The organism is Haloarchaeobius ordinarius, assembly GCF_051801355.1.
Lineage (GTDB): Archaea > Halobacteriota > Halobacteria > Halobacteriales > Natrialbaceae > Haloarchaeobius.
The window spans coordinates 376025-398059 of record NZ_CP196560.1 but is presented as its reverse complement, the minus strand read 5'-3'; the positions used below and the strand labels follow the sequence as shown (position 1 = coordinate 398059).

Genomic DNA, 22035 nt, shown 5'->3' with positions numbered 1-22035 from the left:
CTCGGCAGGTGTCACCTCGGCAGTCTGGTGTGGCCACGCTTTTAGGGACCCAGCCGAACGATGTTGGTAGATGACGATTCGAGAACTGGACGACCTCGACCGACGCATCCTCCACGAACTCCAGTCGGAGGCCCGTCACACGTCCTCGAGCGACGTCGCGGCGGAACTCGACGTCTCCGCGAGTACCGTCCGGAACCGGATCCAGCGACTCGAAGACGACGGGGTGCTCCGGGGCTACCACGCCGACGTTGACTACGAGCGAGCCGGCTACCAGCTGTTCACCCTCATCGTGTGTACGGCGCCGATTCCGAACCGCGAGGAACTCGCACGGGCGGCAGCCGAGGTGGACGGCGTCGTCGAGGTACAGGAGGTGATGACGGGCGAGGCGAACGTCCTCGTTCGGGCTGTCGGGGCCGACGGCGACGACCTGACCCGGATCGGAGAGGAACTGGACGAACTCGGGCTCAAGGTCTCCGACGAGGACCTGATTCGGAGCACGCACCGGAGTTCCTATTCGGGGTTCGAGACAGCCAGTGAGGAGTGAGTTCCGGGTAGACGGCCGGGTCGAGTGCACAGGAGACAAGCGCCACAGCGGCCTGGAGAACGCGTTTTCGACGACCGAACGACGGAGCAGTCAGTGAATCGGAAGCCAGGCGGATCGCTGGTCCTCGTCGTCTTCGGTCTCCCTCGCCGGCTTCTCTGCCTGTGGACCGCCCGGAAGTATCTCTCTCACCGTACCACGGTCACCGGACAGGTCGCGTGCCGGATGACGGCTTCGGCGACGCTGCCGAGCAGCATGCGCGAGACGCCCGAGCGCCCGTGGCTCCCGGTGACGATGTGGTCGCAGTCGTGTTCGTCGGCGTAGGCGACGATGCGTCGGGAGGGCCGGCCGACGACGATGTCGGTGTCGACCTCGACGCCGGCCTCGGCGGCGAGTCGTGTGGCCGCGGCGAGATGCTGGTCGGCCTCCGATTTCGTCTCCTCGTACCACTCCTCGGGGAGACTCGGGATGGTGAGTTTTCGGCTGTAGCCTGCGGCCGCGGGGTCGATGATGGTCAGCAGTGTCATCCGTCCTGCGTCGTCGAACTCGTCGAGGGCTAACCGCAGGGCGTGCTCGGCCTGCGGGGAATCGTCGTAGGCGACGAGGACGTGGTCTGCCATTGGTAAGAACTAACACACTCTGTCGGATAAATCCATCTCCAGCGTGGCGGTTACACCGTTTCGGTGCCGAAACTGCCCCGTCAGCGCCCGTGGTTCGTCACGCAGGTCGAGAGGCCGATGCACTCGACGGGTTCGGAGTTGTCGGGTGAGTAGACGACCATCTGGCCCTTCTCCATGTAGGGGACCTTGCTCTCCAGGTTGGCGGGGATGTTGACGCTCTTGATGGCGTCCTCGTCGCCGAGGTTGAGGACGACCGTCGTGTTCACCTGTTTGAACACCGGGTCGGCGATGTCCTGGGGGTCCTGCGTGATGAGGAACAGGCCGAGACGCTCTTTACGCCCCTGTTTGGCGGCTTCGGTGAACTTTCCGATGACCTTTCGCGCCTGGACGGTGTCGGCGTCGGTGAGGAAGTTGTGGGCCTCGTCCATCGCCAGCACGACCGGCGTCTCCTTGATGCGGTCGTAGAACGGGTCGTTCGACAGCTTCTCGTCGACGAGCAGGCTCGACAGGGCGAGGACGACGACCTCGGTCGCCCGGGTGTCGTTGACGTGGTACGTCGGGACGACCGTGACGCCGCCGGGGCGGACGAACTCGGAGACGAGTTCGGTTATCGGCTGTGCGGACTGGTCGAACACGTCGCCGAAGCCGCGGACCCGGCGCAGGATGGCGTCGAACGTCGCTTCGTGGACCCGACCGGACTCGTTCAGTTCCTCTTTCAGCGCGGGGTCGTCGAGGAACGAGAGGAACTGCTGGTAGGTGCCATCGTTCCCGTGGGTACGGAAGAACCGCGGCAGGAGTTCGTTGGTCAGGGCCGGGTACTGGTTCTCGTTCAGACCGCTCCCGGCGACGAGCCAGGGGTTGCCCCGGACCATGGAGAACGGGATGGTGAACTCGCGTTGTTCGGCGCGGTGGTGGTCGGCGGCGTAGCTCGCGTCCCCCACCTTCGGAATCAACGCCAGTGTGTCGTCGACGCCGCCGTGGGCGATGTCCTCGCGCTCCAGACGCCGGGCGAACTCGTCGGTCATCTCGGGGTTGTCGTCGTGCATCTGGGCGTACTCGTCCTGCGGGTCGAAGACGACCATGGCGGGGCGGACGTCGCGCCCGTCGTCCATCGGGTAGGTACGGTCCGACGCGAGGTACTGCCGGAGGATGTTCTTCGCGCCGTGGGTCTTCCCGGAGCCAGTGCCACCGGCGACGAGCGTGTGCCGGAAGACGAGGGGGTCGCCGGCGTCGTAGTCGTCCTTCAGGCGGTAGTCGATGGTCGGTGGCTCCGCGTTCGTGCGGACGGTCTCGCCGCCGACCGAGAGATGTCCCAGAAAGACGCCCTCCTCGGGCATCTTCAGGCCGGTCTTGATCTCGGTGGTGTCGGTCGCCTCGCGGACGACGGTCTCCGGTTTCGGGACGCGGTCGACCATGCGTCGTTTCAACTCCCCACCATCAGAGAACAACACCGCCATCGGCTCCAGCGTCGCCATGAACTTGTAGTCGGCCTCGTCGATGCCGTCCCGGCGCATCGCGCGTCGGGCGTGAATCTCGGTCGCGTCGTCGGCGTGGAACGCCTGAGCGTACTCCAGACCGGTGATACGGGCGAACAGCTTCTCGCCGTCGGGGTACGGCGCGAGCAGGTACGAGCCGATGCGGACGTTCGGCCGGTTCCCTGTCGTGACGTACGCCCGCAACTGGGTGTCCTCTTCGCGTTCGGCGATGCGCAGGCCCTCGGAGACCGCGATGGTGCCGAGGCCGCGGTCGTTCCCACTCGGGCGAACGTCGAGGCGCTGGAAGTCGTCGTCCTGCTGGCTGGCACCGGTCGTGTTCGGGTCGCTGCCTGACGACGTACTCACCGCGCCGTCGGGTTCGTCGTCGGTAGCGTCCCCGGCTGGCCCGTCGGCGTCGGCTGGCCCGTCGGCGTCGGCTGGCTCGTCGTCCACGTCGAAGTCCCCGAAGTCACCGAGGTCGGTCATACCCACGGCAAGGAATCGCGACGTGAAACCGGTTTCCCTCGGTCGGGTGTGCGCTCCCGCCGAGTCTAGGGCGTGGTCTTATGCGGGTCCATCGCCTACACTCACGATATGTTGTTAGTTCGCGGGCAAGCGGCCGGGACCGAGTTGACCGGCACCATCTACGAACGGGGTGAGGACGCGCCGGAGTTCCGTGGCGCGCCCGACGAGGACGCCCCGTACGTCTGGGTGTGCGACGAGTTCTACGAGGTCGAGAGCGGTGGGACGGTTCAGGAGGTGAACGGTGAAGAGATTCACATCGCCTTCGAGTCCCCGATGCCCCGCGGGTTCGACACCAAAGACCAGGCGCTGACCGCCGCGAAAGAGCACCTCCGGACCCAGTTCGCACGCGTCGGCGTCGACCCGGACGTGGTCGAGATTTCGGTCCAGAAGGCAGAGACTGCCTGAGGGATTCCCGGCCGCGGATACGGCCCGATTCCATCAGTGCTCGTGACGTTCCATGGAAGAGAGAAACACGAAAACACGTCCTCGTAGTGGGATAAAACACGTTCGCTTTTCAGGTATTGCGTTTTCAGGTTGTACGTTTAACGGGTGAGAGAGTGAACGCCCGGGTGCAGTTCGGCTCCAGCCCAGGACCTGGCTCGCCCCCCGGTTCTTCCAACCATCGAGTTCGGTCTGTTGGAGCAGAACTGCTCTCTCGTCGACGAACGTCCGACACGGCGACAGAGTCTCAGCTCCAGCGCGTGTCGTCGTAGTCGCGCGTTCGGCGTGCGTCGAACGTCTCTTCGAGTGTTTCGGTGAGCGCGCCCTTCTCGTCGCGGCTGATGCGGGCCAGTTCGTCGGCCTTCGCGACGGCCAGCGGCGGCCCGCCTTCGGCGGCGATCTCCTGCAGGGCGAACAGCCGGAGGGTCTTCCGTACCTCCTCGTCCCTGGTGAAGGCGTAGGGGGCTTCGAGCCGGTAGACGAGGTCGTCACGCGGGTCGTAGATTGCACAGAACGTCACCTCGTACTCTGCGGCGTCGAGACGACGCTCGACCCCGAGTGCGTCACCGTCTCGCGAGAGCGGGTGGTCAGCACCGCCGCGGGAGACGAACCAGTTCGTGCAGGTGAGTTTCTTCGTGTCACGCTCCCAGCGCTCGGTGTCGTGGTCGAACGAGCCGTGTTCGAGGATGCGGGTGAAGAAGGCCGAGTCGTCGACCCAGGGGGCGTGGCCGCCTTTCCGTCTGACCGTCCGGGTGATGACCTTCGTCGCCGGATTCTTCACGAAGCCCACGAGTGGCACGTCCCGCGTGACGAATTTCTCGACGAGTTCGACGTAGTTCCTGACCACCTCTTTCGGCTGTTCTTCTTCCTCCAGCAGCGCAGCTAACTCGGGGTGCTGGTCGGCCCACTTGAACAGCCCCTTCGGGTAGAGCGGGCCGTCGAGCACCAGCAGGTCGTCGACGATTTCGGCCTGTGTGAGTGCGTGTTCGGACTCGGCGAGGTAGAGCGCCAGCGCGTGGACGACGCCCTCTTCGTACCGGTTGACGTGTGGGGCGTGGCGAATCTGCGAGCGGATGTAGCCGTCGTCGTACATCGTCCACTCACCCTCGTCCACGTCGACCGTCGCGTCGTTCGTGTGGACGGTCATCACGAGGGTCCGCGCCCGGTGCAGGTCGAGGTCTGACGGGGTCGCGGACATCGCGGCCTGGGCGATGTCGAGCACTAGGCCATTGGTGAACGTCGTCGGGTTGATGGTGCCCGAGTCGAGCCCGTGGACCTCCTCGTAGGGGACCGCCGCCAGCGCCACGTCCTCGATGGGGGCGACGTGGCGGCCCTGCTCACCCAGCGATTCGAGGACCGTCCGCCCGTCGTCGACCAGCGGGTCGAGGAACTCGTCCCACACCGTCCGGGCGAAGTCGCGGTGGTCGTCCTCGCCCACGTCGTACCTGATGCGGCGGGCCAGCTGCGCGATGCCCTCGAAGTGCACCGGGTCCAGCGTCATGTCCAACCGAATCCGCCCCGCCGTACTAAACCCGACGGTCGGCGTGGTCATTAACTCGATTCCGTGTTCAAATTTATCAAGAGATTTATATGAATGGGCGGTCGAGTTCGACGTGATGACGGAGCGAACCGCGAAAGCGGTCACCGAGGACGAGCCGGCCTACGACTGGACCCGGACCGAAGGCGGCGTCCGTATCTACGACCCCGAGAACCCGGACGCGTGGGTCGAGATGGAGTTCGAAGCCGGCGTCCCGCCGGAGAAGCGCCTGTTCATGGTCTGTGACGAGTGCGGGGCCGTGGCGGCCCAGCGGACTCGCCCCGGCAACTGCTCGGTCTGTGGCGAGTGCCGGACCGAATTCGCGACCGAGTAAGGCGTCGTCGACTGTTTCTGGCGGTCTCCTGAGAGCTGGCTCTGTGTTGCAAAGTCGGGTTTCTGGCGGTTTCTGATGTTTCGTTCGGTGGTCTGGGTGTCCTGGCGGGTCACTCCCGCTGGTGGTCTCTACGGTGTCGATTCGAGAGGTTGGGTAGAGTAGCAGGGCACCCGCGCTGGTGGCACTGGAACTGCAACCGCACAGCACCGCACCCACCCCCTCCCCAGCCGACTTCCTCCACTCCACTTCGCTACGCTCCGTTTCGTTCCGGTCGTCCCTCGCGCGACTGTGACTCGTGGCTTCGCTCACGCTCAGCACTACTCGTCAGCGCGCGCCAGAGCAGACGTTCGGCAACTATCGAACCCATACTAAGACGACCGGCGCGCGCGGTCGGTTGTCCGAACGAAGTGAGGCCACCGACGAAAGCGCGCGAGGGACGAGACGCGCAGGCGGAGCCGAGCATCGAAGTCGGCTGGGGAGGGTGTGGTGCGGTCATCGCCACCAGCGCGAGTGGTGTGATTGTCGTCACTCCCAGCTGTCGTACCAGCCACGACACTCAGCTCGCGAAGAACGCCTGATTCCTCATCGTCTCACTGTCGCGAACGAACCTTTCTTTGTACCGACCCGCGACCCCTCTGACATGGACGCGGCACTCATCATCCTCGACGGCTGGGGGCTCAACGACGACCCCGGCGACCATCGCGACGCGGTCGCAGCAGCGCACACACCCGTCTTCGACCGGCTCAGGCGAACCGGGGCGTACGGCCGGCTGCACGTCGCGGGCCGGCGCGTCGGCCTCCCCGACGGCCAGATGGGCAACTCCGAGGTCGGCCACCTCAACATCGGCGCGGGCCGGGTCGTCATGCAGGAGTACACCCGCATCGAGGATGCCATCGACGACGGTTCGTTCTTCGACAACGAGGCGCTCGGGTCGGCGTTCGAGTACGCCGACGAGAACGACGGTAGAGTCCACCTCATGGGCCTCGTCAGCGACGGCGGCGTCCACTCCTCGCAGCGACACCTCCACGCGCTCATCGAGATGGCGGCCGAGCGGGAGGTTCCCGCGGTCACCCACGCCTTCACGGACGGCCGCGACACCGCGCCCCACGGCGGCGAGTCCTACCTCGCGGACCTGGAGGCCCACGCCCAGCAGTACGGCACCGGGCAGGTCGCGACGGTCTGCGGGCGCTACTATGCGATGGACCGCGACCAGAACTGGGAACGGACCCGCCAGGCCTACGACGCCATCGTCGAGCGCGATGCCCCGCACCACGCCGACAGCGCGGTCGAGGCCGTCAAGCAGAGCTACGAGCGCGGCGACACCGACGAGTTCGTCGAGGCGACCACGGTCGGCGAGCACGAGGGGCTGGACGATGGCGATGCGATAATCTTCTTCAACTTCCGGTCGGACCGCGCCCGCCAGCTGGTCCGGCTGCTCCAGTCGGTCGAACCGGAGGAGGACTGGCCCGAGCCGCCGGAGACGAAACTGGTGACGATGACGGAGTACGACCAGACGTTCGACTTCCCGGTCGCGTTCGAGCCGTTCCAGCCCGAGGACACCCTGGGCGAGGTCCTTTCGAAGGCTGGCAGGACCCAGCTCCGGATGGCCGAATCGGAAAAGTACGCCCACGTCACCTACTTCCTCAACGGCGGCCGCGAGGTCGAGTTCGAGGGCGAACAACGCGAGATCATCGAGTCACCGGACGTGCCGACCTACGACGAGACGCCGGCGATGAGTGCGCGCAAACTCACCGAGGCGGCGGTCCGGCGCATCGCGACCGACGACCCAGACGTGCTCGTCCTCAATTACGCGAACCCCGACATGGTCGGACACACGGGTGACTATCGCGCCGCCGTGGAGGCGGTCGAGGCGGTCGACGTCCAGCTCGGGCGGCTCGAAGCCGCGGTTCGCGCCGCGGGCGGGCACGTCCTCGTCACGGCCGACCACGGGAACGCAGACGACATGGGGACCGAGGAGGACCCGCACACGGCGCACACCTACAACGACGTGCCGTTCATCTACACGACGCCGGGTGGCGACGACGGCGGGAAGCAGGTGCGAGAAGGCGGTTCGCTCTGTGACATCGCGCCGACGTTGCTCTCGCTCGTGGGCGTCCCCAAACCCGCTGCGATGACCGGCGAGAACCTGCTGGTGCCGGAGCAGACCGGTCCGCAGGTCGAGCAGGAGGCAGACCTGCTCGACGACGAGTAGGCCGGTCAGTTCGACAGCAGGGGCTCAGCGGACGGGCGAACGCAGGTCGGAAGCTTCCTCTTCGTCGTCGTCTTCGCCTTCTTCCTCCTCGTCGTCCCCGTCGTTACCTTCCTCGTCGTCCTCTTCCTCACCAGGTGCTCCACACCCCGCGAGCAGGACGAACAGCCCGGAACCGGTGAGCGCCAGCAGTCGGCGCCGCGTCGAGTACCGTGTCATGTCGCTTCTACGACGGCGGTGGTATTGAGGTGTCTGGGGCGACTGTCAGGGTCACCGGGACTGGCGACCGGGTCGGGTCAGTCGGCCTCCCGACCCGCAGGCACGAGCGAGAGGCTCCCCGAGAGCCGAATCGAAGCGACGCCCGCGAGTAGCACCATCGACAGCCCGGCCAGCCCGAGCGCGAGGTACTGTGAGCTGTCGGCGATTCGACCGACGGCCACCCCGAAGGGGATGGCGACCACCGCGTTCACCATCGAGACGCCCGAGAGGACCGTCGCCCGGCCCGCGGACTCGATACGGTCGTTGACGTACTGGGTGGCGAGGGTGTTCGTCGGCCCGTTCATCGCCCGGAGGAGCACGAACGCGGGCATGGCGGCCAACGGTGCGACGAGCGCGAGCGCCAGAACGACCCCGATGACGGCCGGTGCGACGGTCACCCACCCGAGCAGGCCGAACCGCTCACGAATCCAGTCGGCGCGGTAGCTCGCACCGGCACCGAGCAGGGTGAACCCGCCGTAGAGCCAGCCGAGCCAGGTCTGGGGGACGCCCAGGCCGACCGCCACTGGCTGGGTCAGTCGCCCCGTCGCGCTCGCGATGGCGAGGACGACCGCGACCCAGAGGACGAACCCGCGCAGCTCGACCGAGAGGAGGCGCTCGCGGAGGATGGGGAGCGCGTCGGCGGCGGTGATGCGGTCGTCGTCCTCGACCGAGACGCTCGGGAAGGTCAGCAGGACGAGCACGCCGACGGAAAAGAGCACGCCGGTCGCGTAGAACGGCCAGCGAAGGCTCACGTCGCCGAGGTAGCCGCCGACGACCGACCCGGCCGCACCGACCGCGAGCGTCAGCGACTGGCCGCGACCGCGGATTCTGGTGAAGTCGTCGGAATCGCCGTCGTCGCCGCGGTCGAGCACCTCGTACAGCCAGGCGTCGGTGCTGCCGGACTGGAGCGTCGCACCGAGCGCCCACAGCAGGTAGATACCCGCGAGCGCCCAGAAGGTGCCCGAGGCGCCCATCGCGACGACCGCGACCGCCCGGAGGACGTTCCCGACGACGAGACTGTTCTTCCAGCCCATCCGGTCACCGACGTAGCCGGTGGGGATTTCGCCCAGCGTGATGCCGACCCACCAGATGGCGTCGAGCACCAGTATCTCGGTGAAACTCAGGCCGTTGGCGCGAAGGAACAGTACCCAGATAGGCGTCGCGAGGCCCACAGAGGCGGTCGCCTTGTAGGCGTAGTATTTGAGTACGGGGAGGGGAGGGCGGGACCGGAACACGGACCAGAATCGTCGTGGCAGGTCCTAAACCGTTTTCTGAAGGGAATTCTTGTAGTCGTGTTGTCAGTCTTCTCCGGTCCGGAACGAGTAGTCCAGACTCGCCGCCGAGTGCGTCAGGGACCCCATCGAGATGACGTCGACGCCGGTCGTCGCGTAGTCGGGGACGGTCTCCAGCGTGATGCCGCCAGAGGCCTCGGCGAGCACCCCCTCGGGCAACAACCCGACCGCTTCGGCCGTCGTCTCCGGGCGCATGTTGTCGAGCAGGACGATGTCTGCTCCAGCCTCGGCGGCCTTCGGCGCGTCTTCGGGTTCCTCGACCTCGACCTCTATCTTCGTCGCGAACGAGACGCGCTCGCGGAAGTGTTCGATTGCCCCTTCGAGGCCCATCTCCGCGACGTGGTTGTCCTTCACCATGACCATGTGCGAGAGGTCGAGCCGGTGGGTGTCGCCCCCGCCGGCCACCACGGCGCGCTTCTCGATGCCCCGGAGTCCGGGTGTGGTCTTGCGGGTCGCCGCGATTCGCACGTCGTCGTCGACCTCGCGGGCTGCATCCACGGCCTTGCGGGTGCGGGTCGCCACACCGGAGGCGTGCCCGACGACGTTGACGGCGATACGCTCGGCCCGGAGGACGGCTTTCGCTGGTCCTGCCACGCGGAGCACTCCGTCACCTGCCTCGATTCGGGTCCCATCCTCGGCCATTTCCACTACGTCGACACCGACGTAGTCGAAGACGCGCTCGGCGGCGTCCATCCCGGCGACGACACCGGGCTCTTTGGCGACGAGGCGGCCCGTCGTCTCGCCGGGCACCTCGTTCGTCACGTCATGGTGTCCGAGGTCCTCGCGGAACCACTGCTCTATCTGGGAATCGTGTATCATCGTGGTACCATCAGTCGTCGGCGGTCGCGGCGGCTTTCTCGTCCTCGCTCACGACGTAGTGACAGCCGACGCTCTCCTCGTTTCCAGCCGCTGCCCGCGCGACGAGCAGGGCGGTGACGCTCGCGTTCCGGAGTTCGTACAGGTCCCGCGCGGTGCGGGTCCGGCTGTAGGCGTCGACCTCACCCTTGAGCCGGCGGAGGACGCCCTGTGCCCGGGCCATCTCGGTCGGGTCGCGCCGGAGGCCGAGGTACTCGTCCATCACGCGACGTAGACGGTGGAACTTCTCGGCGGCGAACCGGGGTGGGAGGTCCGGGTCGCGGTCGAGCAGGTCCGGTGCCTCGACCGGCTCCGGCTCGACGCCGACCGCGTCCTCGCCGGCGCGCAGGCCCCAGACGAGCCCTTCGAGCAGGCTCGTGCTGGCGAGGCGGTTCGCGCCGTGGACGCCGGTGCGGGCGCACTCCCCGACGGCGTAGAGCCGGTCGAGGGTGGTCTTCCCGCGGTCGTCCACGTCGACGCCGCCACAGAGGAAGTGTTCGCAGGGTGCCACCGGGATGCCGGATTCCCAGTCCACGTCGTGTTCCTCGCACTTCGCGGCGAGGTCGGGGAACGCCTCCTCGAACGGCTCGTCGAGAGTGGACACGTCGAGGGTGACCTCGCCCGTCGCGTCTATCTCGTCCTGGACCGCCCGGGCGACCACGTCCCGCGGCGCGAGTTCGGCGTCCGGGTGGTAGTCGGGCATGAAGCGTTCTCCCTCACCATTGCGGAGCAGGCCGCCTTCGCCGCGAACTGCCTCGGAGAGGAGGAAAGGCTCGTCGCCAGCATATGCCGTGGGGTGGAACTGCACGAACTCCATGTCGGCCACGTCAGCCCCCGCGAGGGCGGCCATGGCGATGCCGTCGCCGGTCGAGCCGTTCGGATTGGTGCTGCGCTCGTACAGGTCACCGATACCACCGGTTGCGAGGACGGTCGTGCCTGCGAACACGGGCTCGCCGGTCTTCTCGGTGTCCAGCATCGCGCCGTGGACTCGGCCCTCGTGGGTGATGAGCTGGAGCGCGGCGGTGTCATCCAGAATCTCGACGTTCTCGTGGTCGTCGAGGTAGTGCAAGAAGGGCCGGAGGATGTGCTTGCCCGTGGAAGCGTCGACGTGGAGGATTCTGTTCTCCGAGTGTGCCGCCTCGCGGGTGTAGTCGAACTCCTGGGTCTCCGAATCGAGGTCGAACTCGACGCCCAGCGTGTTCACCAGCACGTCTTCGACCGCCGCATCCGCGTTCTCGACCAGGACGTCGACCGCGGCCTCGTCGGCGGTGTCCGAGCTGGCCGCGAGGATGTCCTGTTTGAACCCCTCGGGGTCGGTGCCCGTCGTGGAGATGCCACCCTGTGCCCAGTCCGAGGAGGCGTCCTCGGGCCGCTCCGCCTTGGTGACGACGAGGACGTTCGCGCCCTCGCGAGCCGCGGCAAGTGCGGCCGCACAGCCCGCGATACCGGTGCCGACGACGAGTATTTCGGTTTCACGCATGATTCAGACCTCCAGCATGCGGTCCAGCGCAACCTTGGCCAGTTCCTTCTCTTCGGGCGCGACCTCGATGACGTTGCGCTCGCGACCCTCGACCAGTTCCTCGAGCACCCACGTCAGGTAGTTCGGGTCGATCTGGCGCATCGCGTTGCAGTCCATGCAGGCGTCGCCACACAGCGGGAGGACGTTCACCTCGGGGTGCCAGCGCTGCAGGTGCCGGGTGAGGTGAATCTCGGTGCCGATGGCCCACGTCTCGCCCGGCTCTGCGTTCTCGATGGTCTCCGTGATGGCCGCCGTGGAGCCCGCCTTGTCTGCGGCCTCGACGACCTCGCGGCGGCACTCGGGGTGGACGATGACCTTCGCGTCGGGGTGCTCCTCGCGGACCTGCTCGATGTGGTCGACGCGGAAGCGCTCGTGTACCTGACAGTAGCCGTCCCACAGGATGATGTCCGACTTGGCGACCTGTTCGGCGTCTTTGCCTTCGGGGTCCCACGGGTCCCACTCGGCCATGTTGTCCTGCATGCCGAGTCGGTGAGCCGTGTTCTCGCCGAGGTGTTTGTCCGGCAGGAACAGCACCTTGTCACCGCGCTCGAAGGCCCACTCGAACGCGCGGTGAGCGTTCGAGGAGGTACAGACCAGCCCGCCCTGCTCGGCACAGAACGCCTTCAGGTCGGCGTAGCTGTTCATGTACGTGATGGGGATGATATCGGAACCTGGGGCCGCACTGGTTATCTCCTCCCAGGCGGCGTCGACCTGCAGCGCCTCGGCCATCCCGGCCATCGGACAGGAGGCCTCCATGCTCGGCAGGATGACGGTCTGGTCGTCGTCGGTGATGATGTCCGCCGACTCCGCCATGAACGTCACACCGCCGAAGATGACGTACTTCGCGTCTGCGTTCGCCGCCTCCACGCTCAGCTGGTAGGAGTCGCCGATGAAGTCCGAGTGCTCGACGATCTCCCGGCGCTGGTAGTTGTGGCCCAGGATGACCACGTCGTCGCCGAGTTCGGCCCTGGCCGTCTCGATTCGTTCCGTCCGTTCTGCTTCGGTCAGTTCGCGGTACTCAGCCGGGAGCTGTTCAAGGTTATCGTACTTGAACAGGCTCAACTCCGTCTCGAAGGTCGCGGTTTCCATCTTGGGCACGGTCTGGACACCTGTTGTTACCTAGCCGTCAGCGGGCCGTATTGAAGAAATTTTCTCTTCGATAGTCTGGTATGGGGGATTACTACCGCTTGATAGTGCTATCAGAGCGCATACTTCCGGATACACACCGCTGCTTGAACAATAAACTACGAAACGCGTGAGCGATGGCTACTGGTGTCTGGACCGTGGTTCTGGAGAATCAGGTGGGAGTCACGCGTCGAGCACCTCCAGCTGTGCCGTCTTCGCGACCACGTCAGCGAGACAGGCGACCGTGAGCGTCATCCAGAGGAACGGCACGAGCCCGTGCTCACTCGGGTCTCCGGTGACGAGGAAGACGAGGAGTATCATGGCGAATCGCTGGACGAACGCCCGGCGCGTGACAGGTTCGTTCGGTGGGAACCGATGTCCGTAGTAGGTGACGTAGTACGTACTCGTCCCGGCCCCGAGTGCCAGCGCCACCAGTAGCAAGGGGCGGCCGAGCGAGAGGCTGGCGGTGGCGGCCGACCCGATACCGAGGAGGAGCGCGAGGACAAGTGCGAGCCAGCGCCGCTCGCGAACGGGAGAGCGGAACGAGGGAAGCACGACTGAAGTTTCTTCTAACCGACACAAAACTGCTTCGATGAAAGTGGTCGGTGGTGGTCACCGACTGTCGTACACGACCTCACCGTCGACGACCGTCATCGACACGTCGATGTCCCGAATCGACTCCTCGTGCTCCCACGGCGAGCCCTCGAGTACGGTGAAGTCGGCCTGCTTGCCGACCTCGACCGTACCAAGACGGTCCTCGGCGAAGCCCGCGTACGCGCCCCCGAGGGTGTACGCGCGGAGGGCTTCAGTCACAGTGAGCCGCTGGCTCTCGGCCGGTGCGTTCACCGCGTAGTCGACGCCCAAAAGCGGGTCCATCGGCATCACGTCGCTGGAGAACGCGAGATGCACGCCCGCATCGAGCAGGTCGCGGTAGCGGTTCGTCTGTTCGCGGCGCTCGGTTCCGAGCCTGCTCTGGTACAGCCCCTCCTCGCCGGCCCACTGGAGGAAGTTCGGCTGGCAGGAGGCGATGATTCCCGAGTCGGCGAGGCGCTCGATGTGTTCGTCGGTGACCAGTTCGACGTGTTCGACGCGGTGGCGGGCCTCGCCCGGATTCTCGGTATCCTCGAAGGCGTCGAGTGTGACCGTGATGGCCTCGTCCCCGATGGCGTGGACGGTCAGTTGCAGGCCGGCCTCGTCGGCCTCCTGTGCGATGGCGTGGAGTTCGTCGGGCTCGACGACCCACGTGCCCGTCTCGCCCTCGGCGTCGGCGTAGGGCTCGGAAAGCCTGGCGGTCCGGCCGCCGAAGCTCCCGTCGGTGAAGGACTTGATGGCCCCGACCTCGACCGTCTCGCTGCCGTGATTGGTCCGCAGGCCCGCCTCCGTCACGGCGTCGAGGTGGTCGCTCCAGTAGTTGATGCGGACTCTGATGTCCAGTTCGCCCGCCTGCTCCAGTTCGCGGTAGGCCCGCGGCGCGTGGCTCTGGCGGACCATGTCGTGGACCTGCGTCACGCCGCGCTCGACCGCGTACTGCTGGGCGGCCCGGAGGAGTTCCCGCGTCTCGGCGGGGTCGGGGTCGATGGCGTCCCACACCGGCTCGATGGCGTCTTCGACCACCACGCCGGTCGGTTCGCCGTCCTCGGTCCGGACGTCCTCCGCGGGCATCTCGTCGCGGAGGCGCTCCAGAGCGACCGAGTTCAGTGCCGCGGTGTGCATGTCCACTCTGACGGCGGCGACGGGCCGGTCCTCACTCACCGCGTCGAGGTCTTCCCGGGTGAGGTAGCGGTCTTCGTCCCAGCCGGACTCGTCCCAGCCGAACCCGAGAATCCACTCGCGGTCGTCGTGGGCCTCACTGGCGAGCAGGTCGACCGCGTGCTCGGCCGAGTCGGCCGCGCTCAGGTCCGCGTGGACCTGGTACTGCCCGAGCTGTTGCATGTGGGTGTGGGCGTCGATGAATCCCGGCAGGACGGTTCGCCCGCCGCAGTCGACGACCTCGGTGTCGAGGCCGACGAGGAAGTCGACTTCGTAGGCGTCGGTGACCCGGACGATGCGGCCGTCCCGGACCGCGACCGCTTCGGCCGTCTCGTCCGGCTCCGTCAGGGTATGGACCTCCGCGTTCGTGAGCACGAGGTCCGCGGCGTCTGTCATAGTTCAGGAGGCGACGCGCTGGTGGGTAAACGTTTGGATGGCCGGTGTCGAGGACGGTCTGAAAGGGTAACCGGTATCAACCGGCACCGAACACCTTCTCCTATGACCGACCCGGCGACGCTCGCGGACCGTGTCCGCGACGGGGAACTCCGACTGCACGAACTCGAAGACCACGTGGACCACGACACGGCCACCGAGGCCCGTCGGCTCCTGCTCGAAGACGCGACCGACGCCGACCTCGACACCGTGGGTGAATACGCCTTCGACGCCGAGGTCGCCGAGTCCGCCATCGAGAACATGATCGGCGCAGCCCAGATTCCGATGGGCGTCGTTGGGCCCGTGACGGTCGACGGCGGCGCGGCCGAGGGCGAGTACTACCTCCCGCTGGCGACGACCGAGGGGGCGCTGCTGGCCAGCGTGAACCGGGGTCTCTCGGTCATCCAGTCTGCCGGCGGCGCGGACGCCCGGGTGACCAAGAGCGGGATGACCCGCGCCCCGGTGTTCCGCGTCTCCGGCGTCGTCGAGGCCGCCGAGACCGTCGAGTGGGTCCGCGAGAATATCGACCAGCTGCGCGAGGCAGCAGAGGCGACGACGAGCCACGGCGAACTGCTCGACGTGACGCCCTACGTCGTCGGCGATTCGGTGTACCTGCGCTTTCGCTACGACACCAAGGACGCGATGGGCATGAACATGGCCACCATCGCGACGGGGAAGGCGTGTGACGTGGTCGAGGCCGAGACGCCGGCGTCGCTGGTCGCGCTCTCGGGCAACCTCTGCTCGGACAAGAAGCCGGCCGCGGTGAACGCGGTCGAGGGCCGCGGGCGCTCGGTGACCGCGGACGTACTCGTTCCGGGCGACGTCGTCGAAGAGCGCCTGCACACCACGGCGGCGGCCATCGCGGAAGCGAACACGCGCAAGAACCTCGTCGGCAGCGCGAAGGCGGGCAGTCTTGGCTTCAACGCACACGCCGCCAACACCGTCGCCGCGGCCTTCCTCGCCACCGGGCAGGACGCCGCTCAGGTCGTCGAGGGTGCGAACACCATCACGACCGTCGAGGAGCGCGACGGCGACCTCTACGCCTCCGTCTCGCTGGCGTCGCTCGAACTCGGGACCGTTGGCGGGGGCACGAAGCTCCCAACCCAGTCAGAAGCGCTCGACGTGCTCGGGCTCGCTGGCGGTGGCGACCCGGCCGGGTCGAACGCCGACGCACTCGCGGAGGTCATCGCGGTCGGCGCGCTCGCCGGTGAGCTGTCGCTGCTGGCGGCGCTCGCGTCGCGCCACCTCTCGTCTGCACACGAGGAGTTGGGGCGGTAACGGTATCCACCCGGGCGCGCCCTTACCTTTAGGTCGTCTCCGGGTGTCGAACCGGTCATGGAACACGTCCCGAACGACGCCGTCGACCCGACCGAGGCGGTCGATGGAGTCCATCTCTCGATGCTCGCCGGTGGGGAGCGCATGAACGTCCAGCACTTCTTCGTCGAGCCCGGCTCGACCGTCCCCGAGCACAGCCACCCGCACGAGCAGGCCGGGTTCATCTACGAGGGGACGCTCACCTTCCTCGTCGACGGCGAGGAGTACCACGTCTCCGCGGGCGGCTCCTACTCGATTCCGGGCGATGAACCCCACGCCGCCGAGAACCGCGGCGACGTGCCGGTGAAAGGGCTCGACATCTTCAGCCCGCCGCGGGAGAACCCGGCCTGGCAGGGCGACGACTGAGCACCCGGGCCGTTTTCGCCGAACTCTCCCGACACAAGCTTGATATAATTCTGTTATGAATGGCTGCGTATGAATCTCGCAGCCCTCAAACCGTACCTCGTTCGGTACACCCTCGTGGCCGGTCCCCTGTTCGCCGCGGTCGTCCTCGGGACCGCCGTCGCCGCCGGCATGCCCCTCCCGACCATCTCGTTCTTCTTCGGTGGCGCGATGCTTGCCTGTGCCCCGCTGCCGTTCGCGGCGAGCGACGCCGGGCTGGACACCGCGGCGGCGGGTGTGGCGGGCGGGTTCGACGTGACCGACCCGACTTCGTTCAAGCCGCGGGGCGTCCCTGGCCGGCTCGGGCTGGCGTTCACCGCCCTCGGGGCGGGGTTGACCTCGGTCGCCGTCTTCCTCGCCGCCAGCGGCGTGCTCGGGTGAGCATGCTCAGAGCCTGCGGTACCGCCCGCGGCTCTCGCTGACCTCGCCGCGCCGGACCAGCTTTTGCAGTGCCTTCTCGACGTAGTCGGCGGGGACGCCGTGTTCTGCGGCGAACGCGACGACCTCATCTTCGGTCGGCCGGTCGAGTTCGCGCAGGGCGGCTTCGACGGTCTCTTTCCGGTTCATCGACCGCCCCCCGCCGCTGGCCCGGTCACCGGCTTCGGACACCTCGTCGACGTCCAGCCCGGACGCTTCGAGGAAGCCCTCGTCGTCGATGACGCCGTCGGCGACCGCGTCGTCCAGTTCCGCGAACGAGTCCACCTGGGCGAACGCCTCGCCTTCGCCCTGCCGATTCGCGAGCATGGAGGCACGGACCTCACGGGCGTGGTCGAGGTCGTCGGTCTTCACGAACGAGCGCACCTTCTTGAACTTGCGTCGCTTCCCACACCGGCCGCACTGGGTCGTCTCCGGCCGGCCGTCGATGATTCGCAACGCGCCACAGTCGCTGCACCCGACCACGTGGTACATACCCGACGCTCGTGCTGCCAGGGCTTTGAATCTTCGTTCGGTTGGGCGACACGCTCAAGACACCGGGTGGCGACGTTCAGGCAATGACACACTCGTCCGGTGCACGACCGGCCAGGTTCCGCGACGCATCGGCCGACGACTCACGTACCGTCCTCCTCGTCGCGGCGACCGACGACGACCCACCCGACGGGCTGAGTGAATTCACCGTCAGGCGTGCGGAGACGCCGTCGCGTGTCGAGGACGTACTGGCCGGTGACGACGGACGTATCGACTGCGTCGTTCATCAGTCCTCGCTGGGTGCCGTCTCCGACACGCTATCGGCTGTCCGGTCGGTCGGCGACGTCCCCTACGTGCTGTTCGGGGCCGACCCTGCCCCAGACGTCCTCGAGACGGTCCTCTCCGCACCCGAGACCGAGTACGTCCCGCGACTGGACACCGAGGAGAGCGACCTGCTGGCGACGCGAGTTCGCCGCGCCGTCGGGCGGGTTCGCCGCGAACGCGACCGCCAACTCAAAGAACGGGCACTCGACCAGGCGGGTGTCGGCATCACCATCGCCGGGCCGGACGAATCGCTCGTGTACGTGAACCAGGGCTTCGAGGAACTGACCGGCTACGACGCCGAGGCGGTCCTCGGCGAGAACTGTCGGTTCCTGCAGGGCCCCGACACCGACCCCGAGCGAGTCGCGTCGATTCGCGCCGCGCTCGACGAGGAGGAGCCTATCTCCATCGTCCTCAGGAACTACGACGCCGGCGGTGACCTGTTCTGGAACCAGCTCGACATCGCCCCGGTGTTCGACGAGGAGGGTCGACTCACGCACTACTTCGGGTTCCAGAAGGACGTGACCGAACGCGAAGAACTCGCGGAAGAACTCCGCCGGCAGAACGAACGGCTCGACGAGTTCGCGGGCGTCGTGAGCCACGACATCCGCGGCCCGCTCAGCGTCGCGAAGGGTCACGTCGAGACGCTTGCCGACGAGGAGCCTTCGCCGGGACTGGATGCGACCCTGGCCGCACTCGACCGCATCGAGCGCATGGTCGGCGACGTGTTGACCCTCGCACGTGAGGGCGAGGCCGTGGCAGACCCCGAAGCGGTGGGGCTCGAATCGGTCGTCACGAAGGCCTGGCAGACCGGCAAGACGGGCGAGTTGCGCATCGACCTCGCCGGCGACCTCGGGATGGTCGAGGCCGACCCCGAGCGATTGCAGACGCTGTTCGAGAACCTGTTCCGGAACGCACACGACCACGCGACGGGCGCGACCACCGTCACGGTCGGCCGGACCGACGCCGAGGGCGATAGCGGGTTCTACGTCGAAGACGATGGGGCGGGAATTCCGGAAGCCGACCGTGATTCGGTGTTCGACCAGGGCTATACGACCGACGCCGACGGGACCGGGTTCGGCCTCGCCATCGTCCAGACCGTGGCCGAAGCCCACGGCTGGTCGGTCTCCGTCGACAGCAGCGAAACTGGCGGTGCCCGGTTCGTCGTCTCGGGCGTGCAGGAAGCGTGATTCAGACGGTGTAGCCGTCGGCACGCAGGAGGTCGACCACCCGGTCGACCTGGTCGCCCTGTATCTCGATGCGGCCGTCCTGGACGGTCCCACCGGCACCAGCGGCGCGCTTCAACTTCGATGCGAGTCTGTCGAGGTCTACCTCGGCAGGGAACCCCTCCACGATGGTCACCGGTTTCCCGTAGCGCCGACGCTCGACCCGGACGGAGAGTTCCGCTTCCGCACGGTCGAGGTCGCCGAGCAAGTCGATGTCGAGGTCGTCGAAGGCTGTCGAGTCTTTTGCCACGTGGACTGTAGGCCGGCAGCAGATAAAGCCGTTACCGGCCGGTCACGCCACCGACGAGTACTCTCTGGCGACGAAAGGGATGCCTGCCGTTGCACACGCTCGGAAGAACGTATCACGCCGCTCGGCGTCGGGGAACCTGACGAAGAAGTGCCACTCGTCGGTCCCCCGCCCGTCCAGTATCGTACCGCCACACGCGTGGATGGCGCTGACCAGCGGGGTCGCTTCTGGACGCCACCAGAACCGGTAGAGGCGTCGTCCGGGTGAGGCATCGACGAGTGACAGCCGCTGGACCTGTTCGAGCGACAGAGCCGCGCGTTCGAACCCCTCGAGGTCGTCACCGACGACCCAGAGGAGCGGGGCGACCAGCCCGTCGACGGGCACCACCCGAACGAGTTCGACGGCCGCTGCTGGCGTCTGTGCCGTGAGCGCACCGAGTGGAAAGTCGGTCGCTTCGACCGTGACGTCGACGAGTCGCATCCTCGTCTCTGGATAGGTCCCTCCGTCGCTTCTGTGTACACCCGGTGCAAACAACCCAGTTAAATACCCCTCCCACCAGTCGCTGGCTTCGGGTCAGGCCGCCTCGTCTGCCAGAACGACGACGTTCGCGAGTTTGTCCACCGCGCGTCGGAGTCGTTCCCCGGCTGCCTGCTCACTGATGCCGAGTTCGGCGGCGACGTCGGAGAGTTGTGACGCTTTGGGGACCTTGTAGTAGCCCAGACTCGACGCGATTTTCAGTGCTTCCCGCTGTTCGTCGGTGAGTCCGAAGTCGTACTTCCGTCCCTGGACGTCCGCCAGGGTGTGCAGCCGGCGGAGTTCGAACGGCACGTCGTTGTCCGAGCACCACGAACTGAACGCCGAGAGGTCGCTGTGGTCGTTGAACCGCAGGCGGAACAGCCACTTGTGGTTCCCGTGTGCCTCGAGGATGGTCGCGCCGAGTTCGGCGATGACCGAGACGAAACTCACCACGTCCTCTCCCCACGTGACGCGATACAGGACCGCGTCGTCCAGTCTATCCAGTGCGGTCAGTTCGTCGACCGAATCTAGCCTCTCTGCCCGTCGTTCGAACGCGTCGAAGTCTCCCCCCTGTGCCCAGAAGAACGGGATGACCGTGTCGTCGGTGGGTACCACCCGCTCGAGTTCGATTCGCATCCCAGGTTCTTCGAGTGTCAACTGCCCCAGCGGGAACGCATCTGACGCGATCGTCACTTCCGCGATGATCGCCATCGTCGGAGGAGACGCTCGCGAGCACGATAAGTATGCGGACCGGGGTTCTCTGGAGAACTACGCGAACTACGGAGGTTCGAGACGGGCCGTGTGTCCGGGACTGGCGGCGCGGCGAAAGAAGTGAGAACGGGTGCGTGCGAGCGGGTCGTTTACGCGAGTTCGTGAATAGTCTCGGAAATCACAGATTCCCGAGCGCTCGAAACGCTGTCTACGACAGCGCTTCGATGTTCTCGACGACCTTGTCGGCGAACTCGCTGGTGGCGAGCTTCGTGCCGCCCTCGATCTGGCGTTCGAGGTCGTACGTGACGTAGCCCTCGGAGATGGCCTTCTCGACGGCGTCGCGGATGAGCTGGCCGGCGTCCTTCCAGCCCATGTACTCGAACATCTCGCGGCCGGAGAGGATCATCGCGGTCGGGTTGACCTTGTCCTCGCCGGCGTACTTCGGGGCGGAGCCGTGGACCGGCTCTGCGAGACAGCGGGTCTCACCGTAGTTCGCACCGGGGGCGATGCCGAGGCCACCGATCTGTGCGCCGGCGGCGTCGGACATGTAGTCGCCGTTGAGGTTCATCGTCGCGATGACGTCGTACTCGTCGGTCCGGGTCAGGAGCTGCTGGAGCATGTTGTCGGCGATGCGGTCCTTGACGACCAGCGTGCCCTCGGGGGCCTCGCCGTCGTATTCGTCCCACAGCTCGTCCTCGGTGATGACGTCCTCGCCGTACTCCTCCTCTGCGACCTCGTAGCCCCAGTCACGGAAGGCACCCTCGGTGAACTTCATGATGTTGCCCTTGTGGACGAGGGTGACGGAGGGACGGTCGTTCTCGATGGCGTAGTCGATGGCCTCGCGGACGAGGCGCTTCGTGCCGAACTCGGTGATGGGCTTGACGCCGATGCCGACCGGGCCGTCGTGGATGACGCCCGTCGCGCCCATCTCGTCCTCGACGAACTCCTTGACCTGCTGGACCTCGTCGGTACCGGCTTCCCACTCGATGCCGGCGTAGACGTCTTCCGTGTTCTCACGGAACGTGACCATGTCCATCTTCTCGGGTGCCTTGACCGGCGACGGGACGCCGTCGAGGTGGTAGGTCGGGCGGACGTTCGCGTAGAGGTCGAGCTTCTGGCGAAGCGCGACGTTCAGGCTGCGGAAGCCAGCGCCGACAGGGGTCGTGAGCGGGCCCTTGATGGCGACCTTGAACTGCTTGATCGCTTCGACGGTGTCCTCGGGGAGGTTCTCGTCGTATTTCTCTCGGGCGGATGCACCGGCGTAGACGCGCAGCCATTCGATGTTACGACCAGTCGCCTCGGCGGCGGCGTCGAGGACCTTCTGGGCGGCAGGTCCGACGTCCGTTCCGATTCCGTCCCCGTGAATGATGGGGATGATGGGGTTCTCCGGGACGACGAGTTCGTTGTCGTCACCGACCGTAATCTGCTCCCCCGCCTCGGGGACGTCGATCTTGTCGTAGTCGTAGCTCATGTCGTATAG

Annotated in this window: 23 protein-coding genes; 8 read left to right on the top strand and 15 right to left on the bottom strand. The window is 66.7% G+C overall.

Translation table 11 applies throughout. The annotated features are described in order from the left end of the window. Positions 1-70 precede the first annotated feature (70 nt). Positions 71-544: an Lrp/AsnC family transcriptional regulator gene (locus ACSC1R_RS02085; RefSeq protein ID WP_439027416.1), complete on the top strand. Its 474-nt coding sequence runs from the start codon at positions 71-73 to the stop codon at positions 542-544. Between the two features lie 185 nt (positions 545-729). Here ACSC1R_RS02085 and ACSC1R_RS02080 read toward each other — a convergent pair whose 3' ends face one another. After that, the gene (locus tag ACSC1R_RS02080; protein ID WP_439027415.1) at positions 730-1161 is read right to left on the bottom strand and encodes a universal stress protein; all 432 of its coding nucleotides are present in this window, start codon (positions 1159-1161) and stop codon (positions 730-732) included. Between the two features lie 80 nt (positions 1162-1241). Then, complete coding sequence (locus tag ACSC1R_RS02075) at positions 1242-3122, bottom strand: ATP-binding protein (RefSeq protein ID WP_439027414.1); 1881 nt, start codon at positions 3120-3122, stop codon at positions 1242-1244. Between the two features lie 108 nt (positions 3123-3230). Between ACSC1R_RS02075 and ACSC1R_RS02070 the strand changes: the two genes are divergently transcribed. After that, positions 3231-3566 (top strand): DUF7113 family protein, encoded by a 336-nt coding sequence (locus tag ACSC1R_RS02070; protein WP_439027413.1) that lies wholly within the window; start codon positions 3231-3233, stop codon positions 3564-3566. Between the two features lie 283 nt (positions 3567-3849). On the opposite strand, the gene ACSC1R_RS02065 is transcribed toward ACSC1R_RS02070, so the two are convergent. Next, on the bottom strand, positions 3850-5103 hold the full coding sequence (locus ACSC1R_RS02065; RefSeq protein WP_439027412.1) for a DNA double-strand break repair nuclease NurA: 1254 nt from the start codon (positions 5101-5103) through the stop codon (positions 3850-3852). A 115-nt stretch (positions 5104-5218) separates the two neighbouring features. On the opposite strand from ACSC1R_RS02065, the gene ACSC1R_RS02060 reads away from it, so the two are divergent. Both ACSC1R_RS02060 and gpmI read left to right on the top strand, forming a co-directional pair. Continuing rightward, positions 5219-5473 (top strand): hypothetical protein, encoded by a 255-nt coding sequence (locus ACSC1R_RS02060; protein ID WP_439027411.1) that lies wholly within the window; start codon positions 5219-5221, stop codon positions 5471-5473. Between the two features lie 640 nt (positions 5474-6113). Further along, a complete protein-coding gene (gene gpmI, locus ACSC1R_RS02055) occupies positions 6114-7685 on the top strand; it encodes a 2,3-bisphosphoglycerate-independent phosphoglycerate mutase (protein ID WP_439027410.1) in 1572 nt (523 codons plus the stop codon). A 24-nt stretch (positions 7686-7709) separates the two neighbouring features. Here gpmI and ACSC1R_RS02050 read toward each other — a convergent pair whose 3' ends face one another. The 7 genes from ACSC1R_RS02050 to ACSC1R_RS02020 all read right to left on the bottom strand — a co-directional run bounded on the left by ACSC1R_RS02050 (position 7710) and on the right by ACSC1R_RS02020 (position 14876). Further along, positions 7710-7901 (bottom strand): hypothetical protein, encoded by a 192-nt coding sequence (locus tag ACSC1R_RS02050; protein WP_439027409.1) that lies wholly within the window; start codon positions 7899-7901, stop codon positions 7710-7712. A gap of 77 nt (positions 7902-7978) precedes the next feature. Beyond that, entirely contained in the window at positions 7979-9175 is a 1197-nt protein-coding gene (locus ACSC1R_RS02045) for an MFS transporter (protein WP_439027408.1), read from the bottom strand. A 63-nt stretch (positions 9176-9238) separates the two neighbouring features. Next, positions 9239-10051 carry a carboxylating nicotinate-nucleotide diphosphorylase gene (gene nadC, locus ACSC1R_RS02040; protein ID WP_439027407.1) on the bottom strand — a complete coding sequence of 271 codons (813 nt, stop codon included), beginning with the start codon at positions 10049-10051 and terminating at the stop codon, positions 9239-9241. Positions 10052-10061: 10 nt separating this feature from the next. Beyond that, positions 10062-11567 carry an L-aspartate oxidase gene (locus ACSC1R_RS02035; RefSeq protein ID WP_439027406.1) on the bottom strand — a complete coding sequence of 502 codons (1506 nt, stop codon included), beginning with the start codon at positions 11565-11567 and terminating at the stop codon, positions 10062-10064. A 3-nt stretch (positions 11568-11570) separates the two neighbouring features. Then, positions 11571-12704 (bottom strand): quinolinate synthase NadA, encoded by a 1134-nt coding sequence (nadA, locus tag ACSC1R_RS02030; RefSeq protein WP_439027405.1) that lies wholly within the window; start codon positions 12702-12704, stop codon positions 11571-11573. Positions 12705-12914: 210 nt separating this feature from the next. Then, positions 12915-13286: a hypothetical protein gene (locus tag ACSC1R_RS02025; protein WP_439027404.1), complete on the bottom strand. Its 372-nt coding sequence runs from the start codon at positions 13284-13286 to the stop codon at positions 12915-12917. A 57-nt stretch (positions 13287-13343) separates the two neighbouring features. Then, on the bottom strand, positions 13344-14876 hold the full coding sequence (locus ACSC1R_RS02020) for an amidohydrolase (protein WP_439027403.1): 1533 nt from the start codon (positions 14874-14876) through the stop codon (positions 13344-13346). A 102-nt stretch (positions 14877-14978) separates the two neighbouring features. Between ACSC1R_RS02020 and hmgA the strand changes: the two genes are divergently transcribed. The 3 genes from hmgA to ACSC1R_RS02005 all read left to right on the top strand — a co-directional run bounded on the left by hmgA (position 14979) and on the right by ACSC1R_RS02005 (position 17009). Continuing rightward, complete coding sequence (gene hmgA, locus ACSC1R_RS02015; protein WP_439027402.1) at positions 14979-16190, top strand: hydroxymethylglutaryl-CoA reductase (NADPH); 1212 nt, start codon at positions 14979-14981, stop codon at positions 16188-16190. A gap of 57 nt (positions 16191-16247) precedes the next feature. Next, positions 16248-16592, top strand: coding sequence for a cupin domain-containing protein (locus ACSC1R_RS02010; RefSeq protein ID WP_439027401.1), 345 nt, complete (start codon positions 16248-16250; stop codon positions 16590-16592). Between the two features lie 69 nt (positions 16593-16661). After that, the gene (locus ACSC1R_RS02005; protein WP_439027400.1) at positions 16662-17009 is read left to right on the top strand and encodes a hypothetical protein; all 348 of its coding nucleotides are present in this window, start codon (positions 16662-16664) and stop codon (positions 17007-17009) included. A gap of 6 nt (positions 17010-17015) precedes the next feature. Here the strand turns inward: ACSC1R_RS02005 and ACSC1R_RS02000 are convergent, their stop codons facing one another. Then, the gene (locus tag ACSC1R_RS02000; RefSeq protein WP_439027399.1) at positions 17016-17537 is read right to left on the bottom strand and encodes a DUF5817 family protein; all 522 of its coding nucleotides are present in this window, start codon (positions 17535-17537) and stop codon (positions 17016-17018) included. 83 nt (positions 17538-17620) lie between these two features. Here ACSC1R_RS02000 and ACSC1R_RS01995 point away from each other — a divergent pair, with 83 nt between their 5' ends. Further along, entirely contained in the window at positions 17621-19045 is a 1425-nt protein-coding gene (locus ACSC1R_RS01995; protein ID WP_439027398.1) for an ATP-binding protein, read from the top strand. Position 19046: 1 nt separating this feature from the next. Here the strand turns inward: ACSC1R_RS01995 and ACSC1R_RS01990 are convergent, their stop codons facing one another. The 4 genes from ACSC1R_RS01990 to icd form a co-directional block, all read right to left on the bottom strand. Then, positions 19047-19331, bottom strand: a complete 285-nt coding sequence (locus ACSC1R_RS01990) for a translation initiation factor (RefSeq protein WP_439027397.1) — start codon at positions 19329-19331, stop codon at positions 19047-19049. 42 nt (positions 19332-19373) lie between these two features. After that, positions 19374-19808: a bacterio-opsin activator domain-containing protein gene (locus ACSC1R_RS01985; protein WP_439027396.1), complete on the bottom strand. Its 435-nt coding sequence runs from the start codon at positions 19806-19808 to the stop codon at positions 19374-19376. A 93-nt stretch (positions 19809-19901) separates the two neighbouring features. Beyond that, positions 19902-20555 carry a bacterio-opsin activator domain-containing protein gene (locus tag ACSC1R_RS01980; protein WP_439027395.1) on the bottom strand — a complete coding sequence of 218 codons (654 nt, stop codon included), beginning with the start codon at positions 20553-20555 and terminating at the stop codon, positions 19902-19904. A gap of 208 nt (positions 20556-20763) precedes the next feature. After that, positions 20764-22026 (bottom strand): isocitrate dehydrogenase (NADP(+)), encoded by a 1263-nt coding sequence (gene icd, locus ACSC1R_RS01975; protein ID WP_439027394.1) that lies wholly within the window; start codon positions 22024-22026, stop codon positions 20764-20766. Positions 22027-22035 lie beyond the last annotated feature (9 nt).